Source organism: Buttiauxella cochleicola (assembly GCF_021282435.1).
GTDB lineage: Bacteria > Pseudomonadota > Gammaproteobacteria > Enterobacterales > Enterobacteriaceae > Buttiauxella > Buttiauxella massiliensis.
Genome location: NZ_JAJSOT010000021.1, coordinates 1 through 4,202, shown reverse-complemented (window position 1 = coordinate 4,202; position 4,202 = coordinate 1). Strand labels below are relative to the sequence as shown.

The window sequence follows — 4,202 nt, the reverse complement described above, 5'->3', positions numbered from 1 at the left end:
CAGCAACGCAGCGATGCTAAAACTCCCCTCGAGGCGTGAGCGTGAATATGCAAGGGAAGTGAGAGAAAAAAGGTCGAAATATCCCTTAAAAAACAATGCCGGTCACCTTAAGTGACCGGCATTAGCCCTGAAGGCTGGCTTTTTATTTAATGCAATTTGACGAATTACGCTTTGGCTTTAGCCACAGAAACCATTGCTGCACGCAGTGTGCGACCATTCAGGGTGTAACCCTTCTGCATCACCATCAGCACATGGTTTGGTGCCACATCTTCGGATTCAACCATCGCAATTGCCTGATGCACATCCGGGTTGAACGGCACGTTGGTTTCGCCAACCACATCCACACCAAATTTACGCACCACATCCAGCATCGATTTCTGAGTTAATTCGATGCCTTCAATCATGGCAGCCAAATCAGTGTTGGACTTGTCAGCCACTTCCAGAGCACGGTCAAGGCTGTCGATAACAGGCAGCAATTCATTGACGAATTTGTCTAAAGCGAACTTGTGCGCCTTTTCAATATCGAGTTCGGTGCGGCGACGGAGGTTTTCCATTTCCGCTTTGTTGCGTAACGCCAGGTCACGCTCGCGCTGCTGAACTTCTTCCAGTTGCGCTTTTAAATCGGCAATTTGTTCATCGCGCGGATCAACCACTTCGGCACCCTCTACGGCCTCGACTTCTTCGTGGCTTTCCATTGCAATTTCGTCCGAGACTTGCTCGTCTGGTGTTTTCTGATCTTTACTACTCATGAATTTCTCCGCGTTTTTAGCATTCATCTCGCTGGTTCGCTTATTATGGGGATCAGTTTCCTGGATTCAAGGGAACGTGACATATTGTCATAAATGACTGCATCTCTGCGTATAAGGACCATCGGCATAATGAACAAACATTTCAACTGCATTGGTATTGTCGGGCACCCTCGTCACCCCACAGCCCTCACCACGCATGAAATGCTGTATCGCTGGCTATGCACCAAGGGCTACGATGTCATTGTTGAGTCGCAAATTGCCCAGGAACTTAACCTCAAAAACGTGAAAACCGGCACATTGGCAGAAATTGGTCAGCAGGCCGATCTCGCCGTTGTGGTTGGTGGTGATGGCAATATGCTTGGCGCAGCCCGCGTTCTCGCTCGCTATGACATTAAAGTTATTGGCATCAACCGTGGCAACCTGGGTTTTCTAACCGACCTTGACCCGGATAATGCCCAGCAACAGCTGGCGGATGTCCTTGAGGGGCATTACATCGCAGAACGCCGCTTCTTACTTGAAGCCCAAGTTTGCCAACAAGATACCCCAACGCGCCTGAGCACAGCCATCAACGAAGTCGTTCTGCACCCTGGCAAAGTGGCGCACATGATTGAATTCGAAGTCTATATCGATGAGATCTTTGCCTTCTCGCAACGCTCTGACGGGTTAATCATCTCTACGCCAACCGGCTCAACAGCCTATTCGCTCTCTGCTGGCGGGCCAATTCTGACCCCATCACTTGATGCCATTACACTTGTGCCAATGTTCCCACACACGCTTTCTGCCCGCCCGCTGGTTATCAACAGCAGCAGCACTATCCGGCTGCGGTTCTCGCACATGCGTAGCGACCTGGAAATCAGCTGTGACAGCCAGATTGCCCTGCCGATTCAGGAAGGGGAAGATGTACTGATTCGCCGTTGCGATTACCATCTCAATCTTATCCACCCAAAAGATTACAGTTATTTCAATACATTGAGCTCAAAACTCGGCTGGTCAAAAAAATTGTTCTAAAAAGCGCCCCAGGCTCTTTACTGTATATAAAACCAGTTTATACTGTATGAAAACACAGTCATGTCTTTTCATACAGGAAAGCTATTATGCTGGCACAACTCACCATCAGTAACTTCGCAATCGTTCGTGAACTGGAAATTGATTTTCACCACGGCATGACAGCCATTACCGGTGAGACAGGTGCCGGTAAATCTATTGCGATTGATGCCCTGGGGTTGTGTCTCGGCGGCCGCGCTGAAGCAGACATGGTGCGCCGTGGTGCCAGCCGTGCCGACCTCTGTGCCCGTTTCTCCCTGAAAGATACCCCCGCAGCCCTGCGCTGGCTGGAAGAAAACCAGCTTGATGATGGCCGCGAGTGCTTATTGCGTCGTGTTATCAGCAGTGATGGTCGTTCACGCGGCTTTATTAACGGCACTGCTGTTCCCCTTTCGCAACTGCGTGACCTCGGCCAAATGCTGATTCAAATTCACGGACAGCATGCGCACCAACTTTTGTTGAAACCTGAGCATCAAAAAAACCTGCTTGATGGTTATGCTGGGGAAGCTGCCCTCTTGCAGCAAATGGCAGAACGCTACCGCGAATGGCATCAAAGCTGCCGAACTCTTGCACAGTATCAGCAACTTGCTCAGGAACGTGCATCACGTACTGAACTGCTTAATTACCAGCTAAAAGAACTCAATGAATTCTCACCTGTCGCAGGTGAATTCGAACAAATCGACGAAGAGTACAAACGGCTGGCAAACAGCGGGCAACTGATTTCTACCAGTCAACAAGCGCTGGCGATCCTTGCCGATGGCGAAGACAACAATCTGCAAAGCCAACTCTATACCGTGCGCCATCTGATGGAAGAATTAGCCGGAATGGACGCAAAACTATCTGGTGTATTGAATATGCTGGAAGAGGCCAACATTCAGATTTCAGAAGCCAGCGATGAGTTACGCCACTACTGTGACCGACTGGATCTGGACCCAAACCGTTTGTATGAGCTGGAGCAGCGGATCTCCAGGCAAATCTCGCTGGCGCGCAAGCACCACATAGCACCTGAAGAAGTGCCGGTTTTCCACCAGCAACTGCTGGAAGAGTTGCAACAGCTCGACGAGCAGGCCAGCTCTCAGGACGAATTGATGCAAGCAGTGACTCTCCATCATCAGCAAGCACTGAGTATCGCGCATGAATTGCATCAGCGCCGTGCACATTACGCTGCCGAGCTTTGCGAATTGATTACCGAAAGCATGCATTCGCTATCAATGCCACATGGCAAACTGGCTATCGATGTAGAGTTTAACGAGAATCACCTAACCGCCGACGGTGCAGACCGCATTGATTTCCGCGTAACGACTAACCCTGGGCAGCCATTACAACCACTGGCAAAAGTGGCGTCAGGTGGTGAGCTTTCACGTATTGCTCTGGCCATTCAGGTGATCACGGCGCGTAAAATGGAAACCCCGGCCTTAATCTTCGATGAAGTGGACGTTGGGATCAGCGGCCCAACCGCCGCAGTGGTAGGCAAATTACTCCGCCAGTTGGGCGAATCAACACAGGTCATGTGCGTAACCCACCTGCCACAGGTTGCAGGTTGTGGGCATCATCACTTCTTTGTCAGCAAAGAAACAGATGGTGAAATGACGGAAACCCATATGCAGCCGTTGGATAAACGCTCACGCCTGCAAGAGCTGGCTCGTTTGCTCGGTGGCAGCGAAGTCACACGCAATACACTTGCCAACGCAAAAGAGTTACTGGCAGCTTAACGGCTATTGTCGATACACATTATGCAGTGCATGATATGCATCGTTCAAAAAACAAGCATTCCGCTAGCATATTGTTAATTGAGCAGGTTTTAAGCCAACTTTTTTGCCGAACCAGGGTCAGAGTTAAGCGCCTTAATGTTTTAAACTGCGTAAAGGTTTATTATCATCGGCATATTATGAATGAGCCATGTGCTGCTCGGGCCCGAAAAGGAATCAAATCACTATGCGCTGTAAAACGCTGACTGCTGCCGCAGCGGTTCTTCTTATGCTGACCGCAGGCTGTTCCACTCTGGAGCGAGTGGTTTACCGCCCCGACATTAACCAGGGGAACTACCTGACACAGAACGATGTGTCAAAGATTCGTACTGGCATGACTCAACAACAAGTTGCGTATGCTCTGGGTACACCAATGATGACCGATCCATTCGGTACAAGTACCTGGTTCTATGTTTTCCGCCAGCAACCAGGGCATGAAAATGTCACTCAGCAAACGCTGACGCTGACCTTCAACAGCAGCGGTGTGTTGACCAACATCGACAACAAGCCAAAGCTGGAAAAAGAATAACCAATAAAAAAGGTGCCAATCGGCTAATGCCGATCGTTTAAGGATCAGTTGACCGATCCGGTGGCTCGTGTAAAAAGGGTTCATGCTCAACATGGACCCTTTTTAAATGGAACTTTCACAAGCTCTCGGTAT

Annotated in this window: 4 protein-coding genes; 3 read left to right on the top strand and 1 reads right to left on the bottom strand. The window is 49.8% G+C overall.

Annotated features, from left to right (window positions below; translation table 11 throughout):
- Positions 1-164: 164 nt before the first annotated feature.
- A complete protein-coding gene (gene grpE / locus LVQ77_RS22210) occupies positions 165-749 on the bottom strand; it encodes a nucleotide exchange factor GrpE (protein WP_154155598.1) in 585 nt (194 codons plus the stop codon).
- Between the two features lie 129 nt (positions 750-878).
- On the opposite strand from grpE, the gene nadK reads away from it, so the two are divergent.
- The 3 genes from nadK (at position 879) to bamE (ending at position 4,070) form a co-directional block, all read left to right on the top strand.
- Positions 879-1,757, top strand: a complete 879-nt coding sequence (gene nadK, locus LVQ77_RS22205; RefSeq protein WP_151996094.1) for an NAD(+) kinase — start codon at positions 879-881, stop codon at positions 1,755-1,757.
- Positions 1,758-1,843: 86 nt separating this feature from the next.
- Entirely contained in the window at positions 1,844-3,505 is a 1,662-nt protein-coding gene (gene recN, locus LVQ77_RS22200) for a DNA repair protein RecN (RefSeq protein ID WP_232905492.1), read from the top strand.
- Positions 3,506-3,728: 223 nt separating this feature from the next.
- Positions 3,729-4,070, top strand: a complete 342-nt coding sequence (bamE, locus tag LVQ77_RS22195; protein ID WP_034457332.1) for an outer membrane protein assembly factor BamE — start codon at positions 3,729-3,731, stop codon at positions 4,068-4,070.
- Positions 4,071-4,202: the final 132 nt, after the last annotated feature.

Excerpts from the sequence above, each read along its gene's own strand:
- bamE (WP_034457332.1), top strand. The coding sequence starts at position 3,729 with ATGCGCTGTAAAACGCTGACTGCTGCCGCAGCGGTTCTTCTTATGCTG.
- grpE (WP_154155598.1), bottom strand. The coding sequence starts at position 749 with ATGAGTAGTAAAGATCAGAAAACACCAGACGAGCAAGTCTCGGACGAA.
- recN (WP_232905492.1), top strand. The coding sequence starts at position 1,844 with ATGCTGGCACAACTCACCATCAGTAACTTCGCAATCGTTCGTGAACTG.
- nadK (WP_151996094.1), top strand. The coding sequence starts at position 879 with ATGAACAAACATTTCAACTGCATTGGTATTGTCGGGCACCCTCGTCAC.